This is a genomic window from Paraburkholderia sp. 22099, from assembly GCF_052045835.1.
GTDB lineage: Bacteria > Pseudomonadota > Gammaproteobacteria > Burkholderiales > Burkholderiaceae > Paraburkholderia > Paraburkholderia terricola.
This window is the reverse complement of sequence record NZ_JBQEPU010000010.1, coordinates 103309-129279: the sequence shown is the minus strand read 5'-3', so window position 1 is coordinate 129279 and position 25971 is coordinate 103309. Positions and strand designations below refer to the sequence as shown.

The 25971-nt window shown below is 64.2% G+C and carries 23 protein-coding genes, 4 pseudogenes and 1 riboswitch; of the genes and pseudogenes, 16 read left to right on the top strand and 11 right to left on the bottom strand.

Annotated elements, in window-relative coordinates; genetic code table 11:
* Positions 1 to 142 precede the first annotated feature (142 nt).
* The gene (locus ACTJLC_RS12305; RefSeq protein WP_073428463.1) at positions 143 to 1306 is read right to left on the bottom strand and encodes an epoxide hydrolase family protein; all 1164 of its coding nucleotides are present in this window, start codon (positions 1304 to 1306) and stop codon (positions 143 to 145) included.
* 299 nt (positions 1307 to 1605) lie between these two features.
* On the opposite strand from ACTJLC_RS12305, the gene treA reads away from it, so the two are divergent.
* The 3 genes from treA to ACTJLC_RS12290 all read left to right on the top strand — a co-directional run bounded on the left by treA (position 1606) and on the right by ACTJLC_RS12290 (position 4702).
* Complete coding sequence (treA, locus tag ACTJLC_RS12300) at positions 1606 to 3291, top strand: alpha,alpha-trehalase TreA (protein ID WP_073428464.1); 1686 nt, start codon at positions 1606 to 1608, stop codon at positions 3289 to 3291.
* A gap of 120 nt (positions 3292 to 3411) precedes the next feature.
* Entirely contained in the window at positions 3412 to 3993 is a 582-nt protein-coding gene (locus ACTJLC_RS12295) for an alpha-ketoglutarate-dependent dioxygenase AlkB family protein (RefSeq protein ID WP_073428465.1), read from the top strand.
* 247 nt (positions 3994 to 4240) lie between these two features.
* Positions 4241 to 4702 (top strand): hypothetical protein, encoded by a 462-nt coding sequence (locus tag ACTJLC_RS12290; protein ID WP_161553738.1) that lies wholly within the window; start codon positions 4241 to 4243, stop codon positions 4700 to 4702.
* Positions 4703 to 4708: 6 nt separating this feature from the next.
* On the opposite strand, the gene ACTJLC_RS12285 is transcribed toward ACTJLC_RS12290, so the two are convergent.
* Complete coding sequence (locus ACTJLC_RS12285; RefSeq protein ID WP_073428467.1) at positions 4709 to 4912, bottom strand: CsbD family protein; 204 nt, start codon at positions 4910 to 4912, stop codon at positions 4709 to 4711.
* A gap of 103 nt (positions 4913 to 5015) precedes the next feature.
* Here ACTJLC_RS12285 and tnpA point away from each other — a divergent pair, with 103 nt between their 5' ends.
* The 5 genes and pseudogenes from tnpA to ACTJLC_RS12260 all read left to right on the top strand — a co-directional run bounded on the left by tnpA (position 5016) and on the right by ACTJLC_RS12260 (position 9079).
* Positions 5016 to 5504 (top strand): IS66-like element accessory protein TnpA, encoded by a 489-nt coding sequence (tnpA, locus tag ACTJLC_RS12280; RefSeq protein ID WP_073428468.1) that lies wholly within the window; start codon positions 5016 to 5018, stop codon positions 5502 to 5504.
* Positions 5480 to 5833, top strand: coding sequence for an IS66 family insertion sequence element accessory protein TnpB (tnpB, locus tag ACTJLC_RS12275; RefSeq protein ID WP_114164512.1), 354 nt, complete (start codon positions 5480 to 5482; stop codon positions 5831 to 5833). The genes tnpA and tnpB overlap by 25 nt, the downstream gene beginning before the upstream one ends.
* 29 nt (positions 5834 to 5862) lie before the next feature.
* A pseudogene (tnpC, locus tag ACTJLC_RS12270) lies at positions 5863 to 7441 on the top strand (IS66 family transposase).
* Between the two features lie 259 nt (positions 7442 to 7700).
* Complete coding sequence (locus tag ACTJLC_RS12265; protein ID WP_073430009.1) at positions 7701 to 8273, top strand: hypothetical protein; 573 nt, start codon at positions 7701 to 7703, stop codon at positions 8271 to 8273.
* A gap of 161 nt (positions 8274 to 8434) precedes the next feature.
* Positions 8435 to 9079 (top strand): NUDIX hydrolase, encoded by a 645-nt coding sequence (locus ACTJLC_RS12260; RefSeq protein WP_073429919.1) that lies wholly within the window; start codon positions 8435 to 8437, stop codon positions 9077 to 9079.
* A 381-nt stretch (positions 9080 to 9460) separates the two neighbouring features.
* Here ACTJLC_RS12260 and ACTJLC_RS12255 read toward each other — a convergent pair.
* Positions 9461 to 9715, bottom strand: a pseudogene (locus ACTJLC_RS12255) (phage late control D family protein); the annotation flags it as partial.
* 2 nt (positions 9716 to 9717) lie between these two features.
* Between ACTJLC_RS12255 and aac(6') the strand changes: the two are divergent.
* Entirely contained in the window at positions 9718 to 10125 is a 408-nt protein-coding gene (gene aac(6'), locus ACTJLC_RS12250) for an aminoglycoside 6'-N-acetyltransferase (RefSeq protein WP_073430010.1), read from the top strand.
* Positions 10126 to 10128: 3 nt separating this feature from the next.
* Here aac(6') and ACTJLC_RS12245 read toward each other — a convergent pair.
* Positions 10129 to 10371 (bottom strand): annotated as a pseudogene (locus ACTJLC_RS12245) (transposase domain-containing protein); the annotation flags it as partial.
* A gap of 22 nt (positions 10372 to 10393) precedes the next feature.
* On the opposite strand from ACTJLC_RS12245, the pseudogene ACTJLC_RS12240 reads away from it, so the two are divergent.
* Both ACTJLC_RS12240 and ACTJLC_RS12235 read left to right on the top strand, forming a co-directional pair.
* A pseudogene (locus ACTJLC_RS12240) lies at positions 10394 to 10594 on the top strand (transposase domain-containing protein); the annotation flags it as partial.
* A gap of 276 nt (positions 10595 to 10870) precedes the next feature.
* Positions 10871 to 11257 (top strand): DUF3022 domain-containing protein, encoded by a 387-nt coding sequence (locus tag ACTJLC_RS12235; protein ID WP_073429920.1) that lies wholly within the window; start codon positions 10871 to 10873, stop codon positions 11255 to 11257.
* A gap of 38 nt (positions 11258 to 11295) precedes the next feature.
* On the opposite strand, the gene ACTJLC_RS12230 is transcribed toward ACTJLC_RS12235, so the two are convergent.
* A complete protein-coding gene (locus ACTJLC_RS12230; protein WP_073429921.1) occupies positions 11296 to 11556 on the bottom strand; it encodes a DUF1488 domain-containing protein in 261 nt (86 codons plus the stop codon).
* A 247-nt stretch (positions 11557 to 11803) separates the two neighbouring features.
* On the opposite strand from ACTJLC_RS12230, the gene ACTJLC_RS12225 reads away from it, so the two are divergent.
* Positions 11804 to 13297 (top strand): MDR family MFS transporter, encoded by a 1494-nt coding sequence (locus tag ACTJLC_RS12225; protein WP_114164510.1) that lies wholly within the window; start codon positions 11804 to 11806, stop codon positions 13295 to 13297.
* Positions 13298 to 13321: 24 nt separating this feature from the next.
* On the opposite strand, the gene cobM is transcribed toward ACTJLC_RS12225, so the two are convergent.
* Genes cobM through ACTJLC_RS12205 form a run of 4 tightly spaced genes read right to left on the bottom strand, consistent with a single transcriptional unit; the run spans position 13322 to position 17166 of the window.
* Positions 13322 to 14047, bottom strand: coding sequence for a precorrin-4 C(11)-methyltransferase (gene cobM, locus ACTJLC_RS12220; RefSeq protein WP_073429923.1), 726 nt, complete (start codon positions 14045 to 14047; stop codon positions 13322 to 13324).
* Between the two features lie 43 nt (positions 14048 to 14090).
* Positions 14091 to 14813 (bottom strand): cobalt-precorrin-6A reductase, encoded by a 723-nt coding sequence (locus ACTJLC_RS12215; RefSeq protein WP_073429924.1) that lies wholly within the window; start codon positions 14811 to 14813, stop codon positions 14091 to 14093.
* On the bottom strand, positions 14810 to 15907 hold the full coding sequence (locus ACTJLC_RS12210) for a cobalt-precorrin-5B (C(1))-methyltransferase (protein ID WP_073429925.1): 1098 nt from the start codon (positions 15905 to 15907) through the stop codon (positions 14810 to 14812). Before ACTJLC_RS12210 ends, ACTJLC_RS12215 begins: the two co-directional genes overlap by 4 nt.
* Complete coding sequence (locus ACTJLC_RS12205) at positions 15907 to 17166, bottom strand: bifunctional cobalt-precorrin-7 (C(5))-methyltransferase/cobalt-precorrin-6B (C(15))-methyltransferase (RefSeq protein ID WP_073429926.1); 1260 nt, start codon at positions 17164 to 17166, stop codon at positions 15907 to 15909. The genes ACTJLC_RS12210 and ACTJLC_RS12205 overlap by 1 nt, the downstream gene beginning before the upstream one ends.
* Before the next feature lie 84 nt (positions 17167 to 17250).
* Positions 17251 to 17429, top strand: a riboswitch (cobalamin riboswitch).
* An 84-nt stretch (positions 17430 to 17513) separates the two neighbouring features.
* On the opposite strand from ACTJLC_RS12205, the gene cobG reads away from it, so the two are divergent.
* From cobG to cobJ, 4 genes are read left to right on the top strand one after another with little or no spacing between them, the layout of a single operon-like run.
* The gene (gene cobG / locus ACTJLC_RS12200) at positions 17514 to 19013 is read left to right on the top strand and encodes a precorrin-3B synthase (protein ID WP_083086373.1); all 1500 of its coding nucleotides are present in this window, start codon (positions 17514 to 17516) and stop codon (positions 19011 to 19013) included.
* Positions 19014 to 19640, top strand: a complete 627-nt coding sequence (locus tag ACTJLC_RS12195) for a precorrin-8X methylmutase (RefSeq protein ID WP_073429927.1) — start codon at positions 19014 to 19016, stop codon at positions 19638 to 19640. It abuts the gene before it with no gap.
* Positions 19641 to 20372: a precorrin-2 C(20)-methyltransferase gene (locus ACTJLC_RS12190; protein WP_073429928.1), complete on the top strand. Its 732-nt coding sequence runs from the start codon at positions 19641 to 19643 to the stop codon at positions 20370 to 20372.
* Positions 20369 to 22072, top strand: coding sequence for a precorrin-3B C(17)-methyltransferase (gene cobJ / locus ACTJLC_RS12185; RefSeq protein WP_310134313.1), 1704 nt, complete (start codon positions 20369 to 20371; stop codon positions 22070 to 22072). The genes ACTJLC_RS12190 and cobJ overlap by 4 nt, the downstream gene beginning before the upstream one ends.
* A 27-nt stretch (positions 22073 to 22099) precedes the next feature.
* Here the strand turns inward: cobJ and ACTJLC_RS12180 are convergent, their stop codons facing one another.
* Complete coding sequence (locus ACTJLC_RS12180; RefSeq protein ID WP_073429930.1) at positions 22100 to 24724, bottom strand: AAA family ATPase; 2625 nt, start codon at positions 24722 to 24724, stop codon at positions 22100 to 22102.
* The gene (locus tag ACTJLC_RS12175; protein ID WP_073429931.1) at positions 24721 to 25863 is read right to left on the bottom strand and encodes a metallophosphoesterase family protein; all 1143 of its coding nucleotides are present in this window, start codon (positions 25861 to 25863) and stop codon (positions 24721 to 24723) included. Before ACTJLC_RS12175 ends, ACTJLC_RS12180 begins: the two co-directional genes overlap by 4 nt.
* Positions 25864 to 25971: the final 108 nt, after the last annotated feature.

The window sequence follows — 25971 nt, the reverse complement described above, 5'->3', positions numbered from 1 at the left end:
GGCCGACAATGCGTGCTTGCCGATTGTCGGGCGCAATAATTGCGGAGTCGCGATTGCGTGTGAGAGAACAAGTTACCTTGTCGGTTGCCTCGATCGACGCGTGAGCATTTCCGTTGCCGTTCATGAGGTTTTCGAGCGGCTTTCAAGCGGTCTTTCGCCGGAACGGCCTGAAGAACCGGCGAATCTCCGCCGCGAGCAGATCGGGCTTTTCCATTGCGGCGAAGTGTCCGCCGCTCGGCATGTCCGTCCATTGCACGACGTCGAAGGTCCGTTCAAGCCAACTGCGCGGCGGACGGCTGAGTTCCTTCGGAAAACGCGCGTAACCGACCGGCGGCACGACCCGCGGTCCGTCGGCGAAACGCATCGGCTGAAGGCGGTTTTCCCAATACAGTTGCATCGACGAACCGATGCTCTGCGTGTACCAGTAGAGCGAGATGTTGGTGAGCAGTTCGTCCTTGGAAAACACCCGCTCGACGTCGCCGCCGCAATCGCTCCAGGCGCGAAACTTTTCCCCGATCCACGCCGCGAGTCCCATCGGCGAATCGTTGAGCGACGCGGCCAGCGTCTGCGGCTTCGTGGCGTGCATGTGCGAATAGCCGCCTTCGAGCGCGGCCCATTCGTTTCTCTCGCGCAAGAAATTTTCTTCCGCCGACGTGAGCGGCGTTTGAGCCGCGCCGATTGCGGGCTCGTAGGAACTCGGCAAGAAGTTCAGGTGAATGCCGTCGACCGCCGTGTCATGCCGCGCGGCAAGCGCGACCGACACGCCCGCGCCGAGATCGCCGCCCTGCGCGCCGAAGCGCTCGTACCCGAGGCCGCGCATCAACGACACCCACAGGTCCGCGATCTGGAATGCGGACATGCCAGGCTGCGCCGGCGCCGGCGAGAACGCGAAGCCCGGCAGCGACGGAATCACCACATCGAAGGCATCGCCGGCGTCGCCGCCGAATGCGGCGGGGTCGCACAACTGGTCGACGAGTGTGTGGAACTCGAAGAACGAACCCGGCCAGCCATGCGTCACCACTAACGGATAGGGCGCTGCGCCCGCGCCGCGCCGATGGACGAAGTGAACGCGTTGACCGTCGACGTCGGCGAGAAACTGCGGTTGCCGGTTCAAGCCGCGCTCGGCCTCGCGCCAATCGAAACGCTCGGCCCAGTAGCCGGCGAGCTCGCGCAGCCATGCCGGATCGGCGCCCTGCTGCCACGCGGGCGCGGGCGTGACCGGCGACCAGCGCGTCGCGCGGATGCGCCGGCGGAGATCGTCGACGTCAGGTTCGGGTATGGCGATCTGAAACGGTGCGATATGCATGGCGATTTCCTCGGCACAAGGGAATGGGGTGACACGCACGCGGCATGCGCTAACGATGAAGACCGGCAAGTGGACAAAGCCCGGCCTCGAACACGCGAAGCAACTTCGCATCGTACACAATCAGCGCTTTCGCGTTTGGCGTGCCGCGGACCTCCTGTTTGCGGCGCTCGACAGGACCCGTGGCGCATAGTTTGAAGCCCCCTTCAATCTGTGCGATGCTAGCGACGGCCCAGCAATCGTATGAAATAAGAGTGGGTGTGAGGCAGACCAATCCTGTTGTCCATTCCCCAGGAGGAGACATGATTGTGTCATCGCAATGGCGCGCCATCCGCGCCGCTCGCACGGCTTTCCAGCCTTCGCCCCTTCCCTCTGCGCCGCGTTCCGGAATGAAAAGCCTGCGGCGAGCAAGCGCCGCTTCCAGCTTCGTCTTTCTGCTCGGTCTCGCCGGCGTCTGCCATGCCGACACCCAGGTCGGCAGCACGCTTCCACCCGCGCCCAGTACGCTCTACGGCGACCTGTTCGTAGCCGTGCAAACCGCGCAGATCTATCCCGACCAGAAGACCTTCGTCGACGCGACGCCGAACGCCGACCCCGCCACGATCGTGCAACTGTACGAACAGCAGAAGAGCAATCCCGCCTTTTCGCTGGCGAATTTCGTCAACCAGTACTTCACGCCGCCGAGCGAGCCGGTCATCACGCCGCCCGCGAATCAAACGCTGCGCGAACATATCAACTGGTTGTGGCCCGCGCTCACGCGCACCACCACGAGCGCGCCGCCGAACAGCTCGCTGATTCCCTTGCCGAAGCCCTATGTGGTGCCCGGCGGCCGGTTCCGCGAAGGCTACTACTGGGACACCTATTTCACGATGCTCGGGTTACAGGAATCCGGCCATGAGGATCTCGTCGACAACATGCTCGACAACTTCGCCTACGAGATCGATACCTTCGGCCACATTCCGAACGGCAATCGCACCTACTATCTGGACCGCTCGCAGCCGCCGTTTTTCTCGCATATGGTGGCGCTCGCGGCGAAGGTGGAAGGCAACACCGTCTATCAGAAGTACTTGCCCGCGCTGCGCAAGGAATACGCGTACTGGATGCGGGGCGAGACCACGACGCAACCCGGTCAGGCCACCCGCAACGTCGTCGTGATGCCGGACCGCACGGTGCTCAACCGCTACTGGGATGAACTGGATACGCCGCGTGACGAGTCGTATCTCGAAGACATCAAGACCGCGCAACAGGCCAGCGGCCGCAGCCCGAACGAGGTGTACCGCGAGTTGCGCGCGACCGCCGAAAGCGGCTGGGATTTCAGCTCGCGCTGGTTCGGCGACAACATGACGCTCGCGACGGTGCGCACCACGTCGATCATTCCCGTCGATCTGAACAGCCTGATGTTCCACCTCGAAATCACCATCGCGAAAGGCTGCGGTGCGACGCGCGATTTCCGCTGCGTCGGCGAGTTCGCGCAACGCGCGGCAAAACGCGCGCTCGGCATCAACAAGTACCTGTGGAATGCCAACGGCTACTACGGCGACTACGACTGGCAGCTCGCCAGGCCGCGCGACAACAAGACCGCGGCGATGGTGTTTCCGTTGTTCGTCGGCGCGGCCTGGCCGGAGCGCGCGCAAAAGACCGCGCGGCAAGTGCAGTCCACGTTGCTGCAAGCGGGCGGCCTCGTCACGACGACCTATAACACCACGCAGCAGTGGGATGCGCCGAACGGCTGGGCGCCGCTGCATTGGGTCGCTATCGAAGGCTTGAAACGCTATGGCCAGGATGAGCTTGCCCAGCAGATCGGCACGCGTTTTCTCGCTGACGTGAAGGGCGTTTATGCGTCGGAGAAGAAGCTGGTCGAGAAGTACGTGGTCGAAGGCGCGGGAACCGGTGGCGGAGGCGGCGGCGAATATCCGCTGCAGGACGGCTTCGGCTGGACAAACGGCGTGACGCTCAAGCTGCTCGATCTGTACAGTCCGGGCGAATGAAGGCGGGCAACGCCGCCTGCCCGGGTTCGCCAAAACTACTGTATAAAATCACAGTACAATGACGTGCACGAGGCGCCCGTCGCCGTCCGAACGGGCGCTCGTTACCGCAACGTTGAAATCATGGCGTCCCAGCAAGACCTCTTCGCACCCGAGCCCGTCTCTCTCGTTCGTGACGGCGAAGGCGGGATTCGTTACCTGCCCGAGTCGATCGCGGCCGCCGTCGCACAACGGTGGTTCGAGGAGGCGTTCCGCAATATCGGCTGGCTGAGCCAGCAGCGCGTGATGTACGAGCGCGAAGTCGCGGTGCCGCGTCTGATCGCCACCTTCTCGCGCGACTGCGCGGATTTGCCCGCGCCGTTGAGCGAAGCGTTCGAAGCCGTTCGCGCACTGGTCGGCGCACCGTTCAACCGCGTCGGTCTCAACCTCTATCGCGACGGCAACGACAGCGTCGCGCCGCACGGCGACAAAACGGAAAAGCTCCTGCCCGCGCAGCCGATTGCGATCGTCTCGCTCGGCGCGAGCCGCCGCATGTCGATCCGGCCGAAGGCGCGCGGCGGCCGCACGGTGCATGTGGAACTGGAGGCCGGCAGTTGCATCGTGATGAGCTATGCGTCGCAATTCACGCACGAGCACAGCATTCCCAAGACGCCGGCCGTGACTGAACCGCGTATCAGTCTTGCGTTTCGCTGCTTCAACGGTTGAGCGCACTGCGCGGTGCGGTTCGGTTGCTGGTGGGTCTTACTCCCGGCTCGCAGGCACGCGGTAGGCAACCCGCTTGCTTGCGTGGCACAGCGCCGTCACGACACATGCGGCCAATCGGCGGCGCCAAACGAAAAAAACCCCGGCTGGGGAATCAGTTCCAGCCGGGGCCAACTCTCTCGCTCGCACACGGAAACCGTGCGTGCATCGGCACTGTATCCGCGCCAGTGGCACGGATATATAGGCCGCGTTGGAAGAGACTGTTCCAAGGCAACGTTGCAGCCGCCGCCACCCTGCGCGCCTTTCCCGCGCGGAGCGCCACCCGATCGGGACTTACTGGCTCGCCGGGCGTGCCGGCGCGATGCCGACCGGCGGGGTCACACGCTTTGCCGCGTCGCTGTTACCGGTGCCGCTCGGCGCGGCCGAGTTGCTCATCACGCCGCTGCTGCCCGAACTCATCGTGTCCCTGCTGGTGTTGTCCACGCGCTTGCAACCGCTCGCACCCACGGTCAGCGCGGCGATCGACGCCGCAATCAACGTGCTTCTCAGGATCGAATTCATGACGACTGCCCTCCCCTCCAACTTGTTTTACGCGGCTTCGCGCCACGCCCGGACTTCTGCACGAAGCGCAGCATTGGCCATGCCTGCTTCGCTTGCGAAACAGGCGCGCAGTCGGGTCGAAGATGAAAAGACGATGATCGTCAGTCGATGAGCGGCGTCATTCGTTGGTGGGGTTGCCCGGGTCGGTCTTGCCTTTGCGAATGTTCTCCTTTTGGTCACCCAGGTCTTTCCGGTTTGCGCCGTTCATGATCTGCACGTCGCCCTCGACCTTGCGGTCCTCGTTGCCGGTCACGGCGCCCAACCCCTTGTTGACGAGGCCCTTCAATTGTTCGGCGATACCTTTCGATTGATCGCTGCTCATGCGCTAGCTCCTTGTCCGTATGCGGTCCGCTAACGACGTCCTTGTCTAGAAATCGCTTCACTCTGATGCTACGTGTCCACGTGAACAGCTGGTATCAGAGTGTATGAGTGAGAAACGAGACCTGCGTAGCCGACTGGTCATCGGCCGAAAGCGAGATGGGCGCCGAGAATATGACGATGCTGCGCGAGACGAACTGGTACAGATCTGCTTGCAGCCCGGCGTTTCCATAGCGCGGACCGCCATGGAGCATGGTCTCAATCCGAACCTCCTGCGCAGCTGGATCGCCCGCTACCAGAAGATTCAGGCGCAGCTCGAACACGAGCGAGTCGCCCGAACGCCCGCGATTTCTGACGGCGTCACGATCGACCTCCCCAATCCCCCATCGACGTTCGTGCCGATCGTAGCGGCTATCGCATCGCCGTGCGCACAACCGTCCGAGCCATCACCGTTGCCTTCTTCGATGGCGCTTTCGCTGCACGTGCGTCTATCGAATGGCGTCGAGTTCGATCTCGGCGAGGCAAGCATCGACGAATTGGCCACGGTCATTCAAATGCTCGGGAGGCTGCCGTGTTCCGGTTCGACGAAGGCTTGAAGGTCTACCTGCACCGCGATCCCGTCGACTTCCGATACGGCATGAACAGCCTGTCGATTCTCGTCGAACAGTCGATGCGCTTGAACCCGATGGACGCGTCGCTCTACGTGTTCGGCAATCGACGTCGCGATCGGATCAAGATCCTCGGCTGGGATGGGAACGGATTCTGGTTGCTGATGAAGCGCCTCGAGGTTGATCACTTCACCTGGCCGGACAAGAAAACCGAAGTCGTGACGATGACGACGGAGCTGCTGCACGCGTTGCTCGACGGTGACGACATTACCACGGTCCAGCGGCATCCGACGCGGAAATATTTACGCGTGAGCTGAACATCGATCGGCATGCCTGTCCAATCAGCATGCCGATTCAAGTCACCGTCACCGCCGATGAACTCGCCGCGCTGCTCGCGATTCGTGAGCAGCACGCAGCACTTCAGCAAGAGCGAGACGAACTGCGTAGCATGGTGCGTCTCGTGACGGCGGAGCGCGACTTGGCCGAAGAACGACTGCGCTCTTACCGTCGCGAGCTGTTCGGCGCGAAGAGTGAAGCACGGGACTCCGATCAGCTCGGCCTGTTCAACGAGGCCGAAGCGCTGGGCGCAAACGCGACGCCCGCGCAGGAAGATGCCCCCGATACGACGGTCGCCGCCCATACACGCAAGAAGCGCGGTCATCGCAAGCCGCTCGATCCCAGCCTGCCGCGTGACATCGTACGGCACGAACTACCCGAAGTCGAACGCTTCTGTGCGAACGACGGTCACGCGCTCGTCGAGTTCGGCGTAGAGATCAGCGAACAGCTCACGGTAATCCCTGAGCAGCTTCGGGTGATCCAGCACCAGCGCGAAATATGCGTGCCCGTGCTGTGAGCTCGGCATCAAGGTGACGCCGGCGCCGCCACGTATCATCCCCCGCGGACTGTTGAGCGAATCGGCGCTCGCGTGGATTGCCACCGGCAAGTATCAGTTCGGCATGCCGCTGTATCGGCAAGCGGGTCTGCTGCGCCGCTTCGGTGGCGATATCTCGTCGAACACGATCGCCGCCAGCATGGTCCGCGTCGGCCTCGCAACACAGCCCGTGATCAACCTGGTGCGCGACGTGCTGCTGGATACTGAGCTGATCTACTGCGACGAGACGACGCTCCAGGTGCTGAAAGAAGAAGGCCGCCGTGCGCAAACGAAAAGTTACCTGTGGGCGCAAATGACGGATTCGGGTGTGCTCATCCGCTGCTTCACCTATACACCGGGGCGTGGTGCCAAGTTAGGAGACAAGCTGTTCACCGGCATCCGTGCGGGCGCGGTTATGATGACCGACGGCTACGAACCCTACAACGACATTGCCGAGCGTCATCAGCTCGTGCACCTGGGATGTTGGGTTCATGTGAGACGGTACTTCGTCAAAGCGGAAGACAGCGTGCCGAAGGCGGCACGCACGCCTCATCTGCTCGCGACGCGCTTCATCAAGCTGATCGGCAAGCTGTTCGCGGCCGAAGCGCGTAGAGAAACATGGTCGGCATCGCGACGACAGCGATTGCGACGACGTTACAGCGCGCGCGTGCTCGCCGCAATCCACACGCTGATGGTCGAGCAGTCGCCTGGTGTCACGCCGAAGAGCCTGCTCGGCAAGGGTCTGACCTATCTGCGCTCGCAGTGGCCGAAACTCATCCGCTACGTCGAAAATGGCGACTGGCCCATCTCGAATAACCCGTGCGAAAACGCGATCCGGCCGTTCTGCGTCGGGCGTCGTGGATGGTTGTTCAGCGATACGGTCGATGGTGCGAACGCGAGTGCCAATCTGTACTCGCTCGTCGAGACCTGCAAGGCCAACGGCATCGACCCGTATCGCTATCTCACCTGGCTGTTCCAACGCCTCCCGCTGGCGACCACCGTCGACGACTACGACGCGCTGCTACCCTGGAAAATGCCGGCCGACCTGCGCTGATCCACTTCCTTACCGCACCTCAGCCGCTCCACCGATTTACTCTGAGGGACGTCGTTCGGGGATCGCAGTTTGGATCGCCGCATGCAACTCACTTATTACGTGTAATTGAGTGTAATCGATCTTCCGCGCGCGAGCTGCTATATTTTTTGTGCGCAAGCTTTCTTATTTTGCGCTGTGAATTCAAGCGGATTTGAATTTTTCGCCAAAATCATGATGGCTAGGTCGCATTCGTCGTCAAATTGAAAACCGGAGAATGAAAATGTCAAATTATGTGCAATATGGCACCAATATCCGAATTAGCAATCTTTACGGAGGCGAAGGTAATCCCAGCTATCTCGGCATCAATACCAAACAGACTACGAGTATAACTAGCGCCCTGGACCCCATTGGAACGTACAAGTCATTTAGCGATTATGTAAATGAAACGCAATGGACAATAGGGTTGGTGGAATCCTCTGGTGATGGTAGCTCCGTTTATAGTGGCGATACGATTACCCTGGTAAATGCTAGTGATGGTGGTAATTTGGCATTATTCAACAGCTATCCCCCGAGCGATTCCGGCTACCCCGTGGCAACAACCACTGATACGGACGATGCTCTGGTTACTATCAACTGGACCATCATTATTACCACCAAAAAAAGCGGCAAAGATGTCGGCTTAAATTACGAGGACAACATAATTTTGGTGGCTAATTTTAATACTTTGGCAGGCGTTCTGGACACCAACGGCGCAGGTAATAATAAGCCCTTCCAATATTTGGTCACGGGTTCGCGTCTCGCCAATCGTGACGGCGGTAGCGGCACATGGAAGGTACTCACAGTGCAGGGCTGAGCTTAAATTTCGTGAACCTCAATTGTTGGGGACACTGATGGCGGGCGTAGCCCGCCATCGGCAGAGCGGAAATAGATCGGTCAAATCTCGCAACATCGATTGTTCGGCAGCCGAATCAATGCCGAACGACATCGTGCGTAAAATCAAATTGTGGAGGCATCATGGCTTCTGTTTATGCCGTCTTATACGATAAGAGCGGTACGTTTCTAATGGCTAAAAAGCAGATGAAGTCATACTATACCCAAGCCGACGGGGGGAAGGTCAATGCGCTTGGGTGGACGATAAATAGCGGCCCTGGAGAATATGCATTGCCTGGAGGCAAGTTAGAGGAACCTAACATCGAGGACGGTGCTAGGCGCGAGTTCTTGGAGGAAACTGGATTCAATTTGCCGCTTAGCCCCGATAATAATCCGCCGAGAACAGTGAAATTCAATGTGAAGGGTGGGGCATTGCCGCCCAATGCAACGAGCTTTGCTTTTTCGGCAGTATATTTTTGCGCAAGCGAAGAAGATGTGGAAAATGCGTGGAGCAATATATCAGAAATCGCCCTACCTAATTCTAGGGATATTGCCGGGGCAATTATGCGCAGGGACATTAAAACGTATTCAGAGATAACTTTATATGCAAGGAAGCATGGTATAAAAAAATGGCCGGCTGATAACGAGCTGAAATGGGTTTGGCGCTGGAGTTTTTCTAATAAAAATGACTGGGCCAAGATAGAATCAATGAAGAACGATGATAATATAGGTTGGTACTACTGCATTTTGGAGTATTTGTGTTTTCACATTCTCAATCGCAAGGTGTAAGGTTTTCAGGTGAATATTACTTTCAGAATTTAAATGCAGGCGCAAGGGGTTTGTGCGGATGTTCACGCCAAATGTCGCGAAAGAACTCTCGTCGAGTCACTCGATATTCTCATTATCTTTGGCGCGGGCGCCGTGGACATCTCGTCGGTGGGATCGAGTTGTGGCACTGCACGCGGCATTGACGATCCTTACGTGCAACCATTCGTCGTAATCGGCGGGCCTGAAAATCGCCACAGGCAGTATTTTATCATCGGATTCATGCATGCGGGCCGTAACAGGATGTCCGTCTGCAAAAGCAGTCAAACAGTTGTATCAGCGTTACTCCGTTCGGCACCTCAAAGTGCCTTAACTGAACGGCATTACCGCATGTGCGGGCTTTTTCTATCGGCTTCTCTTCCGGAAGTGTGACCGATGCCGATCTGTCGTCGGATCGTCGCGCACTTCCAATTCGAGTTGTGACGTGAAGCCAGCGTCGCCGGTAATCGTGTGCGTGACCTGTTTCACGAGCCACGGCGTTTCATCGATATCCGGTTTGAAGCCCACGACAGTGACGGGCATTTCTGGAAACAGCTCGGCACGGCCAAGCGCGAGCGCGTAAGACATGGTCGCCTGGCTGCGCTTGACGCGAGTCAGCTCATATGCTCTGGCCACATGCAAGTGTAGATGACCATGTACGAGAAACTAAGCAGTTGCTTGCCGAGCCTGATCGTTACGCGATGGTTATCGCCGTCTCATCCCAAGGTGAGGCGCTCGGCTTTGCTGAGGCTGCGATACGACGCGACTACGTCAACGGCTGTGACACCTCGCCGGTGCTTTTTCTCGAAGGCATTTACGTAGTCCACGGTATGCGTCACCAAGGTATCGCGAGTTTGTTGCGTACATCGATCGAACAGTGGGGCGCTTCGCATGGATGCGCAGAATTTGCTTCTGATACGTCTATCGACAACGTGGATGCGCAAGCTTTACACCGTGCACTCGGCTTTGATGAGACTGAGCGAGGCGTGTTTTTCCGGAAGCGTTATTTGACTCGCGCATTTCGTCGTTGAGATTCAATTCGCGGTGACCTGCTCTCCGCGTTTGGTCCGGTGACAGTGTAGAGTCCGTTCCAGAGTGTTCCAGGACAGGAGCGCCGCGTAGTTGTCGGCAGTATTCGCCAGAGGCAACTTCTGGAACAACGTGATCAGGTAACGATAGGGATCGATGACGTTGGCCTTGGCCGTCTCGACCAGCGAGTAGAGATTCGCACTCGACTGCGCACCAGCAACCGTATCGGCGAACAGCCAGCCCCGGCGCTTATGGAAAGGCTTTCCTAAGCGTCGCGGGTGGCTGTTCTCGGACACCGTCGACGGCGCGAACGCGAGCGCCAACCTGTACTCTCTCGTCGAAACCTGCAAGGCCGGCGGTATCGATCCGTATCGCTATCTCACCTGGCTGTTCCAGCGTCTCCCGCTGGCGAAGACCGTCGACGACTACGACGCGCTGCTTCCGTGGAAAATGCCGGCCAATCTCCGCTGACCCGCACCGCTACCACACCTCACGCGTTCTGCCACCTTACGCTGAGGGGCGTCGTTCGTGGATCGCTTACCCTTGTCCGCGATGTCGATGAAAAAACAGCCCATGCGACGCAGCAACGCCCGTACCCGCCTGTGACCCGACCGTGACCGGGGCGCTCATCTGCTCATCTTCAGGAGGAATGCGCGTTGCTCATTCAACGAGACATGCGCGGGTCCGGGTTGAACCACGCGGCAGTCCGCGCGACGTGCACCGACGGCGAGCCGCGAGGAGGAAGCAATGATTCAAACCGAACTGGAGCAACGCATCGAGGAAATCGAACTAGCGCTGGCGGGCATTTTCGAATCGCCGAAAGCGCCGCGCGTCAGCAGCTACGACGAAGGCGCGCGTCTTTTCATTCAGCTTTCATGGGTGATGGAATCGCATCGCGATACCTCGCTCGATGCGCGTTGCATCGTGACGATCGCGTTCACCAAGCCGCAGATCAGCCGCTATGCCGCGTTGGATACGGCACAGCGCCGAGTGTTTCAGGAGCGTCTGAGCGCATGGGTGCGCGCGGCGTTCAGCGAGCGCCAGAGTCCGCCGGAACTGCAAGGCGATTGCGCGGTGGAACTGGCGGCCCACGATGGATTGTTCGACGTGCCGCCAGCGCCGTCCTCTTATTAACGTGGCTCGCCTCGCGCGACGCCTGTCGCCGCCAGGTGTCAGTTGAAGTCCCCCGTCTCGAGTTCCACCGACTGTCCGCCGTTCTTCTGGAGCACCTTGCGCGTGGCGTTTTCTATTCGCGCGCGATTCGCCTCGAAGGTGCCGACGAGATCGTGAGCCGAGGTGCCGCCGTTGCCGAAGTGGTCGTTCAGCGCATCCAGTGACACGCTGCACCAGACGTCGGCTCCATCCACATTGGCTTCGAAGGCGACGCGCGCCGCTGCCACCACTTCGCGGCGTCCGGTGAATTCGATCCTCATCATGAACCTCCATTTGTCGAAAGAAAGCCTTGCGAATGCAAGCGCTGTGCCAAACCGGCGTTGTTTCCGATGTCGCTTCTGGCGTGGTTTCTTAGTTGCAAGCCGGCGGTCCCAGGCTCAGCGCGAATTCCTCGCAAGGCGCATACTTCACGTCGGCCGCCCTCGAACGGCCTGCTGTCGTGTCGCGGCGCGCATGCCGATTGTCATGCCGCCCGACGCCCAACATCCTAATACTAACCCTCGCCCCATGTCCCGCAGCCTGCAATCATCGCGCCGCCTCGTCATCGCCGCCGTCATGGCTTCGATGGCGATGGTCGCCATCGAAGCCACCATCGTTTCCACCGCCATGCCGCAGATCGTCGCGCAACTCGGCGACCTGCATCTGTATAGCTGGGTGTTCTCGTCGTTCCTGCTCACGCAGACCGCGATGACCGTGGTGTTCGGCAAGCTCGCCGATCTGTACGGACGCAAGCCCATCGTGCTGATGGGCATCGCGATCTTTCTGCTCGGCTCGGTGCTGGCCGGCTTCGCGTGGTCGATGCCCGCGATGATCGCGTTCCGCCTGATTCAAGGCGTTGGCGCGGGCGCGATCCAGCCGGTCACGCTGACCATCGTCGGCGACCTGTATCCGGCGCGCGAACGCGGCAAGGTGCAAGGCTATCTCGCCAGCGTGTGGGCGATTTCGGCGGTGGTGGGTCCGATGGTGGGCGGCTTCATCATTCACAACATCTCGTGGGCCTGGATCTTCTGGATGAACGTGCCGATCGGGCTTGCGTCCGCGGCGGGTTTCATCGCGTTCCTGCGCGAATCGGAGCGGCATGCGCGGCCGTCGATCGACTTCGGCGGCGCGGCGCTCTTCATGGCGGCGATCGCCGCGCTCATGATGGCGCTGACCTTCGCCGGCGACGACGAGCTTGCCCGGGCCTCGCTGGCGGGCGGCGTCTTCGTACTGTGCGTGTTGCTGTTCGTCTGGCAGGAGCGGCGCGCGGCGGAGCCGATGATTTCCTTCGCGCTCTGGAGCCGCCGCCCGATTGCCGCATGCAACGGCGCGACGCTGCTCTCCGGCATGATCCTGATGGGCGCGACCACCTTCCTGCCGATGTACGTGCAAGGCGTGCTGCATCGCTCGCCGGTGATCGCGGGCCTCTCGCTCACCATGATGATGGTGGGCTGGCCCGTCGGCGCGACGCTCGCGGCCAAGTCGTTTCACCGCATCGGCCTGCGCCGCATTCTGGTCGGCGGCAGCGCGTTCGTGCCGCTCGGCGCGGTCTTGCTGCTGTTTCTGTCGCCTGGCGGCTCGCCGCTCGTCGCGGCATTCGGCTCGCTGGTGATGGGCTTCGGCATGGGCACCTCGAGCGTCGGTTCGCTGGTGCTGATCCAGGAAATCGTCCGCATGGACGAACGCGGCAGCGCGACGGCGTCGAATCTGTTCTCGCGCAATCTCGGCAGCACGCTGGGCGCGACGCTGTTCGGCGCGGTGCTCAACTTCGGCCTCAGTCACGCGAAGGATGCGGTCGCGGTCACCTCGGATCAACTGAAGGCGCTGCTGCAAAATCAGGCGGCGAGCCTCGTCAACAGCGACATGACCCGCATGGTGCTGCACGAGTCGCTGCACCTCACCTTCGTCTCGATCTTCGCGATCTCGATCTTCATGGTCCTGCTGCTGACGCTGGTGCCGGCGATTCACCTCGGCGCGGACCGCAAGATGCCGAACGAAGCCTTGGCGCCGATCGAGGACTGACGCCGCCGCGCATCCGGTGGCCGGTCAGTTTTTCGCGTACAGCGTCGACTCCGCGAAGCCTTCGGCGGCGAGCACCTGGCCCACCAGAATCAGCGCGGTCCGCTCGATATTCGCCGACTGCACCTTGCCGAGAATATCGTCGAGCGTGCCGGTGATTTTTTCCTCATCGGGCCAGCTCGCGCGGTAGATCACCGCGATCGGACAAGCGCCGCCGTAGTGCGGACGCAATTCATCGACGATGCGCGCGAGATGCCGCACGCCCAGGTGAATCGCCATCGTCGCGCGGTGTTTCGCGAGGTCGGCGAGTTGCTCGCCTTCCGGCATGGTGGTTTTGCTCGCATAGCGCGTGAGGATCAGCGTCTGCGAAATATCGGGCAGCGTGAGTTCGCAACCGAGCGCCGCTGCGCACGCGGCCGTGGCGGTCACGCCCGGCACGATCTCGTAGGGAATGTTCAACTCGCGCAATCTGCGGATCTGCTCGCCGATCGCGCCGTACAGGGACGGGTCGCCGGAATGCACGCGCGCCACGTCGTGGCCCTGGCCGTGTGCGTCCTTGAGCAAGGCGACGATCTGATCGAGGTCGAGCTCGGCGGTGTTGACCACTTGCCGCGCGGCATGGCCCTCAAGCACCGCGGCCGGCACGAGCGAGCCCGCATACAGAATCACCGGGCACGTGCGCACGAGGCGCTGTCCTTTCACCGTGATCAGTTCGGGATCGCCGGGGCCCGCGCCGATAAAAAACACCGTCATTCAACACTCCATGATTCATTGCGGCATGCGATGCATGCGCGGTTCAAACTGCGATTCGCAACGCTTCGAGCAGATCGGCCACGCGTTCGAATTCACGATCCACGGCGGGCAACGGCGGGCGGCGCAGCATGACAACGGGCACACCGCGTTCGCGCGCCGCTTCGAGCTTCGCTTCGGTCGCGCCGCCGCCGCTGTTCTTGCTGACCACCACGTCGAACGCTTCGGCGGCGAACAACGCGCGCTCGCCTTCGAGCGTGAAGGGTCCGCGCGTCGCCAGAATTCGCGCCCGCGCATTGCCTTCGTGCGGATCGAGACAGCGCACGGTCCAGAACTGATGCGCCGGAATGTCGTCGAGATGCGCGAGCGGTTCGCGTCCCAATGTAAATAGCGGACGCTCGAACGCAGCAAGCGCCGCCGTAAGCTCGGCCCAATCGCCGACCCTGCGCCAATCGTCGCCGGCTTGCGGCTGCCAGCCCTCGCGGCGCAGCGCCCAGCACGGCACGCGCGCCGCGCGGCTCGCCGTGACGGCGTTCGCGCTGATTTGCGCGGCGTAGGGATGCGTCGCGTCGATCACGAGCGCGATGCGTTGCGCCTCGATATAGCGCGCCATCCCTTCGCTGCCGCCGAAGCCGCCCACGCGCACCGTACACGCGAGATCGTCGGGCACCTTGCCGAGACCCGCGAGACTGTACACGTGCTCACGGCCGAGTTGCCGCGCAATCCGCAACGCGTCGCCGGTGCCGCCGAGCAGCAGGACACGCGTCATTGCGCGGCTCCGATCAGATTGCCCTGGCGGTCGATCGCGAACATTTCGACGTTGACCTGCGGCGGCACGATAGCGCGCGCCACTTCAAGCGCATGCCGGCAGACGATGTCGCCGAGCGGCACGTTTTGCGCCCGCGCCAATGCGACCGCCTGCTGGCTCGTATTGGCCGCGCGAATCGCCGCCTGCAACGCGTCGTCGGCGCCGTCTTCGGCGGCCCAAACGGCGAGCCGTTCCAGATCGATGCTCGAATTGCGGCTATGCAGATCGAGATGCCCCGCCGCGAGTTTGCTGAGCTTGCCGAAGCCGCCGCATACGCTCAACCGCTCGACCGGCGCGCGCTTCATATGCTTGAGCACCGCGCCGACGAAGTCGCCCATCTCGATCAGCGCGATATCCGGCAGGCCGTAATGCGCGCGCATCGCGTCCTCGCTCGCGTTGCCGGTGCAGGCGGCGAGATGCGTGTAGCCGTTCGCGCGCGCGACGTCGATGCCCTGATGGATCGACGCGATATAGGCCGAGCACGAGAACGGCCGCACGATGCCGGTAGTGCCGAGAATCGACAGGCCGCCGAGTATGCCCAGGCGCGGGTTCATCGTCTTGAGCGCGAGCGCCTCGCCGTCTTCGACGCCGATCGTCACCTCGAAACCGCCTGCGTAGCCGTGCTCGGCGGCGAGGTCGGTGAGATGGTCGGTCATCATCTTGCGCGGCACCGGGTTGATCGCGGGCTCGCCGACCGGCAGCGTCAGTCCCGCGCGCGTCACCGTGCCGACGCCGGGCCCCGCGCGAAAAATCACACCCGGTTCGGTCAGTAGCCGCACGCGGGCGAACACAATCGCGCCGTGCGTCACGTCGGGATCGTCGCCGGCATCTTTCACGGTGCCCGCTTCCGCGCCGCCCGCGCCGTCAGCGATGAAGCGGCAGTACACCAGCGGCATCGGCACATGCTGGCCTTTCGGCAAGACGATTTCCGCAACCTCGCTGACGACGCCCGCGAGCAGCAGACGCGCCGCCGCGAGCGACGTCGCGGTGGCGCAACTGCCGGTCGTATAGCCGCTACGCAGCGGCGCGGGTTGTTCGGGCGTTTCTTCGCGCATTACGGTTGTCGCCGTGATTCGGATGACGTCGCGATGGCGGCCGTATCGGTTTCACGCGCGGCCTTCGTCACGTCCAGCAACGTGATCGGCAACGCCTGGCGCCACGTATCGAAGCCGCCGAGCGGTTGCGCGTCGGCCAGCGCGATGCGTGTGAGCGTGCCGCCATGTTGCTCGCGCCAGGCCGCGAGCGCCGCCTCGCCTTGCAAGGTGACCGCGTTGGCGACCAGCCGGCCGCCGTCGCGCAGACGCGCCCAGCACGTCTCCAGCACGCCCGCCGCCGTCGCGCCGCCGCCGATGAACACGGCGTCCGGCGCCGGCAGCCCTTGCAGCGCTTCGGGTGCGCGCCCGGCCACGAGTTGCAGACCCGGCACGCCCAGCGCATCGCGATTGTGCTCGATGAAACGCTGCCGCTCCGCGTGCCCTTCAATCGCGATCGCGCGGCAGGTCGGATGCGCGCGCATCCATTCGATGCCGATCGAGCCGCTGCCCGCGCCCACGTCCCACAGCAATTCGCCGGGCGTCGGCGCGAGGCGCGCCAATGTGATCGCGCGCACGTCGCGCTTGGTCAACTGGCCGTCGTGGCGGAAAGCGTCGTCGGGTAAGCCGCAGGTCAGCGGCAGACGCGGCGCGCCTTCGGTCGCGCGGCATTCGAGCGCGATCAGATTCAACGCGGCGACATCGGGAGCGGACCACTGATCGGCGCGGCCGTCGATGCGACGTTCCAGCTCGCCGCCCAGATGTTCCAGCACGATCATGCGGGTCGCGCCGAAGCCGCGCGCATTCAGCAGTTCGGCCAACGCCGCGGGCGTGCGCCCATCGGCGCTCAACACGAAGACGCGCGCGCCGTCGTGCAAATGCGCGTTCAGCGCGGGCAGCGGCCGCCCCACCAGCGACACGGTCGCGACCTCCTGCAACGGCCAGCCGAGCCGCGCCGCCGCCAGCGACAGCGACGACGGCGCGGGCAGCACCCGCAACTCGCCGGCCGGCAACTGCCGCGCGAGCGTCGCGCCGACGCCGAACAGCATCGGATCGCCGCTCGCCAGCACGCATACGGAAGCGCCGCGCTCGGCCAGCAACGGCGCGAGATCGAACGGCCGCGGCCATGCCGCGCGGCGCGCGGCGAGGCGCGCGGGCAGCATCGCCAGATGACGCTCGCCGCCGTAAATCACCGACGCCTCCAGCAACGCACGCCGCGCGGGCCGTCCCAAACCGGCGAAGCCGTCATCGCCCATGCCCACCACCGTCAGCCACGCAGGCATGCATCCATCCTCATTCTGTGTCTTCAAATCATGCGCTGTGCCACGCCGGTCAAAGCGTCCAGCCTCGTTGTGCTGTCCGAAAAAAGGCATAATACAGCCGCCGGTGCCCTTCGGGGCCGAAGAGGGAACACAGTGCCACTGTGGCTGCCCCCGCAACTGTATGCAGCGAGTCCGTTTGCGCTCCGCGCCACTGGTTTCACCGGGAAGGCAGCGGCGGACCATGACCTGCCAGCCAGGAGACCTGCCGGCGAGACTGTTCGTGCCAGCCTGCATCGGGCGGGGTGTACCGATGCCGCAGCAATGCCCGCCTCACGGCTTGCTCGGGCTTTCGCGCGACGCTAAACCCGGTGTCCGTCTTGAATCAAGTTTCGCCCTCCACCGTTTTGCCCGACGCGGCCCCAGCGCCACGGCCCTCGGCGTGTCCGGGGCTGCTGCGCATCGTCGCCGCGCGCGACGGCGGCATCTGCCGGATCAAGCTGCCTGGCGGCGAGTTGAGCGCCGCGCAGGCCGAGGCGATTGCCGAGGCGAGCGCGCGGCATGCGGCCGGCGTGATCGAGTTGACCAATCGCGCGAACCTGCAGGTGCGCGGCGTGCGTGGCGGCGAGGCAGCGGCGTTGAGCGCGGCGTTGGTGGCGGCGGGGCTTGGGCCCGATGGAGCGGCGCCCGACGCGGCGGCTGGTTCGGATGCGATGGCGAAGCGCGCCGCGCCGGCTTCCAACTCGCTCCGCGCGGCGGCCGCCGACGACGTGCGCAACGTGATGATCAGCCCCGCCGCCGGGCGCGATCCCTTCGCCTTGTTCGACACGAGGCCGCTGTGCGCCGAACTGCTGGCGCTGCTGCAAGGCGAAGCGCGCTTCGCGGCGTTGTCGCCGAAATTCGCGCTGCTGGTGGATGGCGGCGAGCGCCTGGCGAGGCTCGATCATCCGCATGACGTGTGGCTCGCGGCGTCGCAAGTTCGTGACGGTGTGCGGTTCGTGTTCGGTCTTGCGGGTTGCCCGCCAGCGGTGGCGTTACCGCAAAACCCGGCTGCCGGTTGCGATGACTCGACACAAGCTCGTCGCGTGGACGACGCAGGCGCATTAGCCGCCGTGTCGTCATCGCAAGTCCCTGCGCTTGTCCGCGCGCTGCTGCACTCGTTTCTCGACCTCGCCGCCGCCGACGCCACGCGCATGCGTCACCTGCTCGCCGCGCGTTCCGTCGACGCCGTATTGCAGCGCGCGCAAACGTATGTCGATTTCCCGCTGTCACGCGACGCGTCGCTCGCGTCCTGGCATCGCGCGACACCGGCCGATGCCGCGCGTCGTCTCGGCGCGCACGCCCAACGCACGACGGAGACCTGGCACGTAGGCGGCCAGCCGCCGCTAGGCCGCCTCGACGCCGCCACCCTGCATGCCCTCGCCGCGCTCGCACGACAGCAAGGCAACGGCACGCTGCACGTCACGCCGTGGCAAAGCGTGCTGCTGACCGACATCGCGGCGCACGCCGTGCCAGCCGTGCTGACCGCACTGAACACGCTGGGCCTCGCCTGCGATGCCACGCAAGCCATCACGCGTCTGATCGCCTGCGCGGGCTCGCCAGGCTGCGCGAAAAGCCTCGCCGACACCAAGGCCGACGCACTGCGGCTCGCCGCGCGCTTGCCCGAGAACGTCGAGGTCCATCTGAGCGGCTGCCCGCGCTCGTGCGCCGCCGCGCATCGTGCGCCGTACACACTGCTGGCTGTGTCGCCCGGCACTTACGACCTTTATCGACGCGACGACGGCCACTCGGATTTCGGCCAGTGCGTCGCGCGCCAACTGACGATCGACCAGGCCGCCGACCTGCTCGACCACCTGGCCCGGAGCCCATAGATGCTTGATTACATTCGCGACGGTCAGGAGATCTATCGCCAATCCTTCGCGACGATCCGCGCGGAAGCCGATTTATCGCGCATCCCCGCGGACCTGGAAAAACTCGCGGTGCGCGTGATTCACGCGTGCGGCATGGTGGATATCGTCGACGCCCTGCAATTTTCCGCAGGCGCGGGCACCGCGGGCCGCACGGCGCTCGCGCAAGGCGCGCCGATTCTCTGCGATGCCGGCATGGTCGCGCAAGGCATCACGCGCGCGCGGCTGCCCGCGAACAACGAAGTGATCTGCACGCTCACCCACGACGACGTACCGGCGCTCGCTCGCGAACTCGGCAACACGCGCTCGGCCGCCGCGCTCGAATTGTGGCGTCCGCGACTCGCGGGCAGCGTCGTCGTGATCGGCAATGCGCCGACCGCGCTCTTTCATTTGCTCGACATGCTCGATGCCGGCGCGCCGAAGCCCGCGCTGATTCTCGGTTTTCCGGTGGGCTTCGTCGGCGCGGCCGAATCGAAGGCGCTGCTCGCGGACGACAGCCGCGGCGTGCCCTACGTGGTGGTGCACGGCAGACGCGGCGGCAGCGCGATGGCCGCCGCCGCCGTGAACGCGCTCGCGACGGAGGTCGAATAAATGACCGTGCAAGGACGTTTGTTCGGACTCGGCGTCGGCCCCGGCGACCCTGAACTCATCACGCTGAAGGCGCTGCGTCTGCTGAAAGCGGCGCCCGTGGTCGCGTATTTCGTCGCGAAGGGTAAGAAAGGCAACGCGTTCAGCATCATCGAAGCGCATTTGCACGACGCGCAGCAGCATCTGCCGCTCGTGTATCCGGTCACCACCGAAGCGCTCGAACCGCCGCTCTCGTATGAAGCGATCATCGCCGACTTCTACGACACGGCGGCGGAGATCGTCGCCGGTCATCTCGACGCGGGCCGCGACGTGGCCGTGATTTGCGAGGGCGATCCGTTTTTCTACGGCTCCTATATGTATTTGCACGACCGGCTCGCGGCGCGCTACGAGAGCGAAGTCGTGCCCGGCGTGTGCTCGATGCTCGGCGGCGCCGCCGTGCTCGGCGCGCCGCTCGTCTATCGCAACCAGAGCCTCTCCGTGCTCTCGGGCGTGCTGCCCGAGGACGAATTGCGCCGCCGTCTCGCCGATGCCGACGCCGCCGTCGTGATGAAACTCGGCCGCAATTTCGACAAGGTGCGGCGCGTGCTGGGCGAACTCGGTCTCGCGCGGCGCGCGCTTTACGTCGAGCGTGCGACGATGGGCAATCAGCGCATCGTGCCGCTCGCGGAAGTCGATCCGATGGCGTCGCCGTATTTCTCGCTGCTCGTCGTGCCGGGGGAAAAATGGCAAGGATGACGCCACCCGCGATCGTGATTCTCGGCGCGGGCGCGTTGACGACCGCGCGGCGCATTCAAGCTTTGTACGCGGATAGCCAGGTGCATGGGTTGCAGGGACGCGTCGCGGCCGATGTCTCGTACAGCGAACTCGGCGCGCATCTGCGCGAGTTGTATGCGCGCGGCACGCCGATCGTCGCGTTGTGCGCGGCGGGCATCGTGATTCGTTGCGTCGCGCCGTTGCTCGCGAACAAGGGCGCGGAGCCGCCGGTGCTGGCCGTCGCGGAGGACGGCAGCGCGGTCGTGCCCTTGCTCGGCGGTCTCGCCGGCGTCAACGTGATGGCGCGCGTGATTGCCGCCGCGTTGGCCGTGTCGCCGGCGATCACGACGAGCGGCGAATTGCGCTTCGGCACCTGCGTGCTCAATCCGCCCGAAGGCTATGCGCTCGCCGATCTCGGCCAAGGCAAACGCTTTGTGTCCGATCTGCTGGCCGGCGAGAGCACGCGGATCGAAGGCGAAGCGCCGTGGCTCGACGATGCGCAGTTGCCGCGCTCGGCATCGGCGCGTCTCGCGATTCGCGTGACGCCGCGAGCGTGGAGCGGACGTGATGACGAACTGGTGATTCATCCGCGCAGTGTGGTGGTGGCGGTGTCGGGTGCGGGTGCGGAGATCGAAGCGCGCGTGCGTGAGGCGCTGGATGCGCAGGGTCTTGCGGTGCTTTCTCTCGCGGCGTTGCTGGCTTCGTCTGAACACATGGCGGACCAGGCGCTCGCTCAGGCCGCCGCCAGTCTGAACGTGCCGCTGCGTTTCACTCAAACGCATCCCGAAGACGGCGAGCGGCCCAGCAACCTGCTGCATGCCGCGCTGCGCATTCCCTACGAAACGCTGCATGACGACGCGACTAGCGGCGTCGCGCTCGCAGTGGCGCCGTTGGCGATCGATCCCGACACGATCGGCCGCGCACGCGGCCGTCTGACGGTGATCGGCCTCGGCCCCGGCAGCGCCGATCTGATGGCGCCCGCCGCGCGCGCGGCGCTGAACGAAGCGACCGATATTCTCGGCTACGACACCTACGTGAAAATGGCCGGCCCGTTGCGCGCGGATCAGCGCGTGCATGGCACCGACAATCGCGAGGAAATGCAACGCGCGCGTCACGCGTTCGAACTGGCGAGCATGGGACGCTCGGTGGTGATGGTGTCGTCCGGCGATCCGGGCGTGTTCGCGATGGCCGCCGCGGTGCTCGAAGCGCTCGACGCCGAGCGGAACGCGCAGTGGCACGCGGTCGACCTGTCGATCGTGCCGGGCGTGTCGGCGGCGATGGCCACCGCCGCGCAAGCCGGCGCGCCGCTGGGTCACGACTTCTGCATGCTGTCGCTGTCCGACAATCTGAAGCCGTGGACGATCATCGAAAAGCGTCTAAGGCACGCGGCCGAAGCCGATCTGGTGATGGCGTTCTATAACCCGATCTCGCGCGCGCGTCCGTGGCAACTGGATAAGGCGCTGGACATCGTGAGGGAATATCGCGCCGCGACCACCAAGGTGGTGCTTGGCCGCGATATCGGCAGGCCGGGCGGCACGCTGCGCACGATCGCGCTCGGCGAACTGCGCTCGTCCGACGTGGATATGCGGACGATGGTGATCGTGGGCTCATCGACCACGCGGGGCTTCGCCAAAAACGCCGAAGGCGGCGAATGGATTTATACCCCGCGCTGGTACGAGTGAATCGATCCAGATAACGGGTGGGGTGGCCTATGCCGCCGCCTTCAGATCGTCGATCGCCCGCTGCCTCACGCCCAAGTCGTCCCACAACTCGGGATGGCAGGTGAACACCAGGATCTGATGGCGCGTCGCCGCGTCGATCAGCGCGCGCTTGATGGCATCGCGCCGCGCGGCGTCGGTATGCACGGCGGCGTCGTCCAGCATGAGCAAGGTCGGCCGGCCCGATGCCTTAAGCAGATCCGCATACGCGAGCCGCGTCAGAATGCCGAGCTGTTCGCGCGTGCCGAAGCTCAGCGCGTCGAGCGTATCCGCGCGGCCATAACGATCCAGTGTCGCGGGACTCAGATCGTCGCCGAGCGCGATGGTCGATTGCGGAAAAATTCGCCGCAGATAATGCCCGAGCCGCTCGGTCAACGGCGCGCGCAGTTGCGCCACCGCCGCGTCGCGTTCGTCGACCAGCACTTCGTCGAGCAGGCTCAACGCGCTGGCCCGCAAGCTGAGTTCGTCCTTGCGGCGCGTGGCCTGTTCGACGCGCGCCCGCACCGCCGCGAGACGCTCGCCGAGGCCGGAGGCGCCGACCGTCTCCAGTTGACTGCGCAATTGCGCGATCCGCACTTGCCGCTCATGCTGCTCGCCGCGCGCGAGTTCCGCCGACGCGCGATAGCGCTTCGCCTCGGCAGCCGGATCGTCGAGGCGCGCGGCTTCCAGTTCGCGCTCGCGTCCCTCGCGCTGCTTCCTCAATGCATCGACCTGTACGCGCTGCTCGATCATTTTCGTCTGCCATTGCGCGCGGTGGCGGCGGAACGCTTCGTCGTTCAACTGCGCTTCCTTGCGCTGCAATTGGGCGGCGAGCGAGTCGGTCGTGGCTGTCGCGGTCGATCGTTTTTCCGCCGACTGCGCCAGCAGTTTTCTGGCGGCTTCCCATGCATCGCGCGCGATCTCGGCGTTGCGGCGCGCTTCGTCGAGCGGCGGCGCGGCGGACACATCGGGCAGCAACGCCAGCCGTTCATTCGACGCCTGCCAGCGCGCGCTAGTGGAAGCCAACGCCGCACGCAGCGCGTCGATGCCCTGCGGCGCGTGCACTTCGAGAATCTTCGCCTGGCTCTTCTGTTGCGCGACGAGCGCCTTCCACTGTTCATGGCGCGCTTCGGCCTCACCGAGCGATGCCACGCCCAACGCCTGCAACAACTGCGCATGACCGGCTTCGAGCGAGGCAAGCTCGGATAACCGCGCCGGCAAATCGGAGACGCCCGGAATCACGCGCAACTCACCGAGCGCGCCGAGGCCGATCAGCTTCTCCTCGTCCAGACGCAACACGCCCGCGCCGCTCACCTGCGCTTCGCCAACCGTGATCGCGCCGTTCAGCCGGTATTCGATGCGCGTCATCGCCGCTTCGGTGCGCGCACGCAGCACCGTCAATTCGGCATCGAGCGATTGAAGCCGCTTCAGTTTCGCCGCGTCGATTTCGAGCGAAGCCGCGGCGCGCGCGGCTTCGAGAACGGCGTCGTTCGCCTTGCCCGCGTCGGCGATCGCGGCTTCGAGCCGCTCGCTTTCGGCGCGATGCAGGCCGATCTGGCTGCGCAAGTCCGCCGCGCTCACCGCCGCGTTCGCCAGGTCGAGCGCCCGGTTGGCATCGGCGGAGGCTTGCTCGAATCGCGCGACGCTCGCCGCGGCTCGATCATGCTCGGTTTGAACGGCGGACACGTTGGCTCGCGCCGCATCGAGTTGCTGCCGCTCGCGAGCGACGGCCGCTTCCAGTTCGGCCGCGCCCTGCTCCTGTTGCAACGAAAGCGCCAGTTCCGCTTCACTCACTTGCAGCGACTGTGCGAGTTGCTGAACGCTTCGTTCGAGTTCCGCCGCGGCGTCGGCGCGCTGTTGCGCCTGCACGGCTTTCTGCTCGTGAAGCTCCCAGGGCCGCTTGCGTTGCGTGTCGTCGAACGCTTCCTGAAGCGCGGCGAGGCGCGCGATGTTCTCCTCGAACTGCTCGCGCTGCTGTTCCAGCTCGTCGCGCTGGACAAGCAGCGCGGCCAGGGCCTGTTCGGCTTCGGCGAGCGGCCCGGTGGACTTCTGCGTGCGGGCCGTGAGCAGTTGCCGAAGTTCGCGCTGCACGGCGGCGATCAACGCGTCCTCACCCGCCGACTCCCGGCTGCCCGACAGTTGCGAGAGCGCGTCGCGCAGATACTGCGCCGCGTGCCCGGTCGAATCGCGCATCTCCTGCGTGCCGCCCTGCTGCACCCACAGCAAACCGGGAACGCCGGCGTTCTCGGCTTTCAACGGCCCGCGCGCGGCACGCGAAAAACCGAGCAATGCCGCGAGCTTGTCCTCGGCTTCGTCCTCGCTGAACACGGACTGGCCGATCCGCAACTCGCAGCGCTGCCGCGAGACGAACTGCTTCGACAGCTTGCAGCTCGTGCCGTCCAGATCGAAAGTCACTTCGACCGACGGCTGCCCGCTCGCCTTGCCCCACGGCAACAGATCCTTCAGATGCGAGGCCTTGTAGCGTTCGAGAAACACGGCGCGCACCGCTTCGGCGATCGTGCTCTTGCCGGCCTCGTTCGGTCCGGTGAACAGATTGAGCCCCGGCTGCAAATCGTCGACCACAAGCCGGCCGGTGAACTGCTTGAACTCCTGGATCGCAATGCTTTCGAGCTTCATGCGGACCTCGCTTCGCGCGGCAGTTCACGTTGAATGCGCGCCAACAGCAACAACGCCTCGGCCGCGCGCGCGACCTCTCGCGGGTCCGACTGCGGGTCCTCCTGCAAGCCACGCAGACGCGCCACCACCTTCGCGAGATAGCCGCTCTGCGCGCCGAGTTCGGCGAGGTCGTCGGCGGTGGGCAGCACTTGCAGGCCGCTCAGATCGACGCGCAGCGCGCGCACTCGCGCGCGGGCTTCCTCCACCGCGACGTGCAGCGCCTCGGCATCGGCCAGCGCGGCCGTGCCGCTTACCGCGAGACGCAGCACGTCGTTGCCGTTCAACGCCGCGAGGCGCGCCTTGAGCGAATCCACGTCGGTCGGCACGGCAATCGTTTCGTCCCAGCGCCGCCATTGATATTTGCCGACCCGCACCGGCTCGACCCGCGGCGACGCGCCAGGCTCGCGCAACGTGACGTCGAGCATGAAGCCGGGATCGTTGCCGCGAAAACGGTCCTGTTCGTGCGTGCCGGCGTACCAGATGCGCTCGTCCACCCGCAGGTGGCCGTGCCAGTCGCCGAGCGCGAGATAGTCGAGCCGCGCGCTCGCCGCACGCGTGGGCGCGATCGGATTCGACGAATCGATGCCCTCCTGCAGGATGCCGCTCACGCTGCCGTGCGCGAGCCCGACGCGGTGATAGCCCGGCGGCGTCTCGGCGGCGTCGAAGAAAGCGGTGGTGTCGTCGTAGGTGATGCGTTGCGTGAGCGGCGCGCAGAGCAATGCAGAGCGGCACTCGTCGAGCAGCACCACGCCGGGTTCGAGCACGAGCCGCACGTTCGGCGCGACGCAGTTCAGCCGCTGCGCGCGGGTCCACACGCTTTCGACCAGCGCGGCGTCATGATTGCCCGGCAGCATGATCCACGGTCCCGAGAACGCTTGCAATGCGCCGAACAGGCGGCGGATCACCGTGTCCGACACCGTTTGCAGGTCGAAGACGTCGCCCGCCACCAGCACGGCGTCGACCTTGCGTGCGGCCGCTTCGTCGGCGATGCGGCGCACGGTTTCGAAGCGCGCCTCCGCCAGATGCGCGGCCTCGTCCGGCTCGAACTGGCCGAATTGCGTGCCTATCTGCCAGTCCGCGGTGTGCAGAAACCTGATCACTGTGCCTCCATTCCGTTCAATTGCAGCGTCGCCTGGTCTTGCGTGGCCTTGCCTGGCGTTGTGGCGTCGGCGCGGGTTCGACCGGTGGGCGCTCATCGCGTGCATCGT